Genomic DNA, 5,764 nt, shown 5'->3' with positions numbered 1-5,764 from the left:
GTATAAGAGACAGGGATGGGGATGTGGACCTCGATGGGGAGGTGGGATTGGGAGAACCTGGGCGAGGTGACGCTCCGCGAGTCGGCGGCGGCGCTGGCCGGGCGCGGCTACGGCCACGTGCGTGCCGAGGAGCTGGCGAGGGCGGGGGGCATGTCGGTGGGCAGCTTCTATCGGCGCTATGGCAGCAAGGCCGGCTTCGCCAGGCAGGTGCGCCAGTGGGCCGAGACCGAACTCTGCCGCATCGCACGCGTGGACTTCGAGCTGGCGCCGGAGCGGCCGGAGCGCGGCTTTCGCGAGGTCTTCGACAGCTTCTGGGAGGACCTGGCGTGGTGCGCGACGAGGAAGCCGGAGCTGTTCCACTTCACCTTCATGCACTGGCATCCCGACTCGCTGGAGCCGGAGGCCCTGGGTGCCCAGGCGCGGGAGTTGGTGAGGGAGGTGCTGGCACACGGTGAGCGCGAGGGGGCGCTGGCGCCTGGAAGCGTGCAGGTGGGCGAGGGGCTCATCTGGGGAGCGCTGGCGGAGCTGGTGCGGGCAGTGGCACGGGGAGACGAGCAGGACGCGCTGGAGAACGTCCGGCCCATGGGGCGGGTGCTCTGGAAGGCGCTGGCGGCGGAGGAGGCGGCGGGCCCTCGCGGCAGCGGCGCACCTCCGCCGGATGGCGCGACAGAAGACTCCGAAATGGGAGGCACTGGCAGGTTTCCTTCGGATGCGGCGATGGATGGCTCCGGGATGGACGGCGCTGGCAGGTCTCCTCTGGAGGCGGGCGCAACGGAAGACTCGGGGTTTGGCGACATCGCCGCAGCGCCTCCACGCGCCGCGACGCTGAGAAATCCTGGCGTGGGAGGTGTCAGCGCATCGTCTCCAAGCGCAGCAGCTGAGAAGGACGGCGGGGCCCGAGCAACGATGGAGGACTCCGGTGCCGGATGTGCCAGCGCGGCGCATCCAGGTGCCGCGACGCCAGGAGACCTGGGTGTGACGAGGGAGAACTTCGGAGTCGGAAGTGTCAGCACAGCGCCTCCAGGTGTCGCGACAAACGCTGATGACGGAGCTGGAGGCACCCGTATGCCTTTGTCGGGCGCGGCGACGATGCAAGGCTTCGGGGCCAGAGACGTGGGGACGCCGCTGTCTGACACCGTGTCCACGGTTGCTTCAGGTGCCCACTCCTCCGAGACGGAGGAACTCGGGACGAGGGTGTTGAGCCTCCCTGACAGCTCCTGCCGGGGCGGGACCTTGCCGCCATCCCGAGGACGTGCTCGTTCGTCCTGCGCCGTGCGCCGCCCTGGTCAGCGCTTCTCCCGGCGGCGCCGTGCTCCGTGCGATTCCTGACGCCGTCCTCGATGAGGCCGCGGACCTACCCGGCGCGACGATTGCTCCTCCAGCTTCATGGGGCCGTCGCGCCGTGATAGCCCGCAGGGCCATGCTCCCGTATGAAGCGCTGGAGGCCGAAGCCCGCGCCCGGCTGCCCGAGGCGGTGTTCGACTACTACGCCGGTGGCTCCGGCGAGGAATCCACGCTCGCCGACAACACCGCCGCATGGGGCCGCCTGCGCCTGCGTCCTCGCGTGCTGCGTGACGTGTCCTCCGTGAACACCGGCACGGAGTTGCTCGGCGCGCGGCTGGCCTCGCCCGTGCTCGTCGCTCCCACCGCGTTCCACTCGCTCGCGCATCCGGAGGCGGAGCGGGCCACGGCTCGAGGGACTCGCGAGGCCGGCTCGCTGCTGGTGCTCTCCTCGCGCGCCTCCCGCCGCGTGGAGGATGTGGCCGCGGAGGCCGGCCCCTGGTGGCTCCAGGTCTATGTCTTCAAGGACCGCGGTCTCACCCGCGCCCTCGTGCGGCGCGCCGTGGCGGCGGGAGCCCGGGCGCTGGTGCTCACCGGGGACACGCCCGTGGTGGGCCGCAAGCGTCGGGACAGGGGAGACTCCGCCCTGGGCCTGCCCGAGGAGGACTTCCTCGCCAACCTCGAGGGCCTCACCCGGCGCGAGCTCGCCGAGCAGGCCCCGGATGTCACCTTCGCCGATATCGACTGGCTGCGCGAGTTGTCTGGCCTGCCCGTGCTCGTGAAGGGCGTGCTGCGCGCCGACGACGCGCGCGCGTGTCTGCACCATGGCGCCGCCGGGCTCATCGTCTCCAACCACGGTGGGCGCCAGCTCGACGGTGCGGTGGCCACCGCGGAGGCCCTGCCCGAGGTCGTGGAGGCCGTGGACGGCCGGGTGCCGGTGCTCGTCGACGGTGGCGTGCGCACCGGGCGGGACGTGCTTCGCGCCCTCGCGCTGGGCGCCCGAGCAGTGCTCCTGGGCCGGCCCGTCCTGTGGGGGCTCGCCACGGGCGGTGCGGAAGGCGTGCGCCGCGTGCTCGATGGGCTGCGTGAGGACACGGCGCGGACACTCGCCCTCGCTGGCGTTCCGGACGTGTCCTCCGTTGGCGCTGACCTCGTGGCGCGGACGCTGTGGCGGTGACGCGCGCGCGGATGTGTCGGCGTTGACGTTGACCTCGTGGCGTGGGCCGCACGACGGTGACGCGCGCGCGGATGTGTCTGGCATCGGCGCTGCCCCCGTGGCATGGCCAGATGTGTCTGGCGTTGGCGCTGGCTCGTGGCGCGGAGCTCGCGGCGGTGGCTTCGGTGCTGGCTCCAGGTCCACGTGCAGTGACCTGCACCCGCCACACTTCGTCCCGGCCTGTTGCGCCACTCCACAGTTGCCGACGGAAGCCACGCCACGGCCCACCTTTGCCACGCACGGCGCCGCGAGCTGGGGAACAATGCCGCCCCTCATGGTGACACCAGTGACGACGTCCGGGCCCACGCGGGTGCCGCCCACGTCGAAGGTCCTCTCCGTCTCCTCGCTCCGCAAGGCCTATGGCGGCACCGTCGCCGTCGACGGTGTCTCGTTCGACGTGGGCCGGGGGGAAATCGTCGGGCTGCTCGGCCCCAACGGCGCGGGGAAGACCACCACCATCAACATGGTGCTCGGCGTGCTGGAGCCGACCTCCGGCTCCATCCACATCGAGGACGTGGACCTCGCCCGCCAGCGCTCCGCGGCGCTCGAGCGCACCAACTTCGCCGCCGTCTACTCACCGCTGCCGGGCAACCTCACCGTGGCCCAGAACCTGCGCGTCTTCGGCCTCATCTACGGCGTGAAGTCCCTGTCCGCGCGCATCGCCGAATTGCTGGAGGAGTTCGACCTCGTGCGCTTCCGCGACACCCGCTGCGGCGTGCTCTCCTCCGGCGAGCAGACGCGCGTGGCCCTGGCCAAGGCCATGCTCAACCGCCCGCACCTGCTGCTGCTCGACGAGCCCACCGCCTCGCTGGACCCCGCCACCGCCCGCGACATCCGCGAGCGCATCCGCGACTTCGCCTCGCGCGGCACCGGCGGCGTGCTGTGGACGTCCCACAACATGTACGAGGTGGAGGACGTCTGCCACCGCGTCCTCTTCATGTCGCACGGGAAGGTGCTCCTCGAGGGAGACCCGCGCACGCTCCCGGGCGAGCATGGCAAGGCGTCCCTGGAGGAGCTCTTCATCGCCGTGGCGCGCGAGCCGCTCGCGCTGGAGAGGGCCTGAGCCATGCGCCCGCGCCGCGCCGCCGCCGTCGCGCTCCGCCACTTCTACCTGCTGCGGGGAAGCGTGGCGCGCTTCCTGCCGCTCTTCGCGTGGGTGGCCATCGACATGGTGCTGTGGGGCTTCATGAGCCGCTACCTCAACAGCGTCGCCACGCCCGGCCTCGACTTCGTCCACACGCTGCTGGGCGCCGTGCTCCTCTGGGACTTCTTCACGCGCGTCATGCAGGGCGTGACGATGGTGTTCTTCGAAGACGTCTGGTCCCGCAACTTCCTCAACGTCTTCGCCACGCCCCTGTCCATCTCCGAGTACGTCGGTGGACTCGTGCTCTCCACCATCGCCACCAGCGCGGTGGGCCTCTTGGTGATGTGGGTGCTGGCCACCGCCGTCTTCGGCCTGTCCTTCGCCGCCTACGGGGCGATGTTCATCCCCTTCCTCGCCGTGCTCTTCCTGTTCGGCGTGGCCATCGGCATCTTCGGCTGCGCGCTGGTGCTGCGGCTCGGGCCGGCGTCGGAGTGGTTCGTCTGGCCCATCCCCGCGCTCATCTCGCCCTTCGCTGGCGTCTTCTACCCGCTGTCCACGCTGCCCGGGTGGATGCAGGCCGTGTCCTGGCTCCTGCCGCCCTCGTACGTCTTCGAGGGCATGCGCACGCTCGTCGCCGGGGGCTCCTTCTCCGGCACCTCGCTGCTGTGGGGCGGAGGCCTGGCCGTGGTGCAGGTGCTGCTCGCGAGTGCGTTCTTCTCGCGCGTCCACCGACACGCCGTCCGCACCGGCCTCATCGCCCGCTATAGCGCCGAGAGCGTGAGCTAAAGGTTCATTTTTACAGCGACTCTGTCTTCGACAGGCGCGTGGCCGCCGGAGGGTGGACGGGGTCTTTTTGTGTAGTGATTGACCGGCGGGGGGCGGGCACCTGGATTGACCGCGCATGCGGCTCCAGACGCGACGCTCACACCGCTGCCTCGCGGGGCATCCGGACGTGACGTCTCGGATGGCGCGGATGGCGGCAGGGAGCCCCGGGCGCCGGTGCGACACCCGACACCTGTCTTTGGAGAACGCCATGCGACCCCTCAAGATTGTTTCCTCGTCCGCTGTGCTGGTGGCCCTGTGCTCGCTGCTCGCGGGCGGCTGCGGCGGCCAGCCCAACGGCAACGAGCAGGCCCCGGCCGACCCGCAGAGCAGCGACAAGCTGCGTCACATGCCCACCTCTCCCGAGCAGGGCGATGACGGGCAGGGCGAGGACGGCCAGGACCCGACCTCCGGCGAGGACGGCAGCGGCAATGGCGGCGGCGAGGTCGACCCCACCAAGCAGACCCTCTGCCACATCCCCCCTGGCAACCCGGCCAACGCGCACACCATCACCGTGGGCCTTCCGGCCGTGAAGGCGCACCTGAAGCACGGCGACACCCTGGGCGCCTGCGGCACCGGCGGCGAGGTGGACGCGGGCACCGGCGGTGGCATCGACGCGGGTCCGGGCGGTGAGGTGGACGCGGGCACCGGCGGTGAAGTGGACGCGGGCACCGGCGGTGAGGTGGACGCGGGCACCGGCGGTGGCGAGGTGGACGCGGGCACGGGCACGGGTGAGTGCGCGCCGGTGGGCGAGGCCTGCGGCGACGGCGTGGTCTGCTGCAGCGGACTGGTCTGCTCGTCCGAGGGCCTCTGCGACCCCGACATCGGCTGATGCCCCTCGGGGCTTCCCTGTCCGGTGCGAGCCAGGGAGGCCCCAGCGCCAGCGTTCCCCGTGAACGCTGGCGCGTAGGTCGCGGACGCCCGTGCGCGGGTGTCCGCTCGGGTCCGTCCCGTGGCGCGAGGCGAGCGCCGCGTGCGGGTGGGCCCTGCTGCTCACGGCGGCCGTGGCCGTGTGGCGCGAGTCCTCCGCGTCGCCGACGCGGACCGTCGCGTGTGGGGCGTCGCGGGCCCAGGACTCCCTGGCGGCTGCCGTCCCGGCAATCGCGGAGCTCCGAGGTCGGTGCTCCTTCCGGCTCCGAGCCGGACGCGGTGCGCCTCCGTGGGAGCGCCGCCCCCTGGCCTCCTCGCTCTGGACGCGGCTCGCGGGGTGGCCGGCGTTCCTTCCTGGCTCCACGCCGGCTGCAACGCTGCTGAGAGTCCGGCCCCCCTTCCTCGCTCCACGCCGGCTGCAACACTGCTGAGAGTCCGGCCCCCGTTCCAGGCTCCACGCCGGACGCGGCGCGCAGAGGTCAATGCCCCGC

Annotated in this window: 5 protein-coding genes; all 5 read left to right on the top strand. The window is 71.8% G+C overall.

Going from position 1 to position 5,764, the window contains the following annotated elements; genetic code table 11:
- Window positions 1–15 precede the first annotated feature (15 nt).
- The 5 genes from HG543_RS50775 to HG543_RS50755 all read left to right on the top strand — a co-directional run bounded on the left by HG543_RS50775 (window position 16) and on the right by HG543_RS50755 (window position 5,235).
- Window positions 16–1,329 carry a TetR/AcrR family transcriptional regulator gene (locus tag HG543_RS50775; protein WP_169352200.1) on the top strand — a complete coding sequence of 438 codons (1,314 nt, stop codon included), beginning with the start codon at window positions 16–18 and terminating at the stop codon, window positions 1,327–1,329.
- Between the two features lie 91 nt (window positions 1,330–1,420).
- Window positions 1,421–2,458, top strand: coding sequence for an alpha-hydroxy acid oxidase (locus HG543_RS50770; RefSeq protein WP_169352199.1), 1,038 nt, complete (start codon window positions 1,421–1,423; stop codon window positions 2,456–2,458).
- A 313-nt stretch (window positions 2,459–2,771) separates the two neighbouring features.
- Window positions 2,772–3,560, top strand: a complete 789-nt coding sequence (locus tag HG543_RS50765; RefSeq protein WP_169352198.1) for an ABC transporter ATP-binding protein — start codon at window positions 2,772–2,774, stop codon at window positions 3,558–3,560.
- Window positions 3,561–3,563: 3 nt separating this feature from the next.
- Window positions 3,564–4,367: an ABC transporter permease gene (locus tag HG543_RS50760; protein ID WP_169352197.1), complete on the top strand. Its 804-nt coding sequence runs from the start codon at window positions 3,564–3,566 to the stop codon at window positions 4,365–4,367.
- Between the two features lie 247 nt (window positions 4,368–4,614).
- Entirely contained in the window at window positions 4,615–5,235 is a 621-nt protein-coding gene (locus tag HG543_RS50755; protein ID WP_169352196.1) for a hypothetical protein, read from the top strand.
- The last annotated feature ends 529 nt before the right edge of the window (window positions 5,236–5,764 follow it).

The sequence above is a fragment of the Pyxidicoccus fallax genome (assembly GCF_012933655.1).
In the GTDB taxonomy this organism is placed as follows: domain Bacteria; phylum Myxococcota; class Myxococcia; order Myxococcales; family Myxococcaceae; genus Myxococcus; species Myxococcus fallax.
The sequence above is the reverse complement of the archived record's forward strand: the minus strand, read 5'-3'. Positions and strand labels throughout refer to the sequence as shown.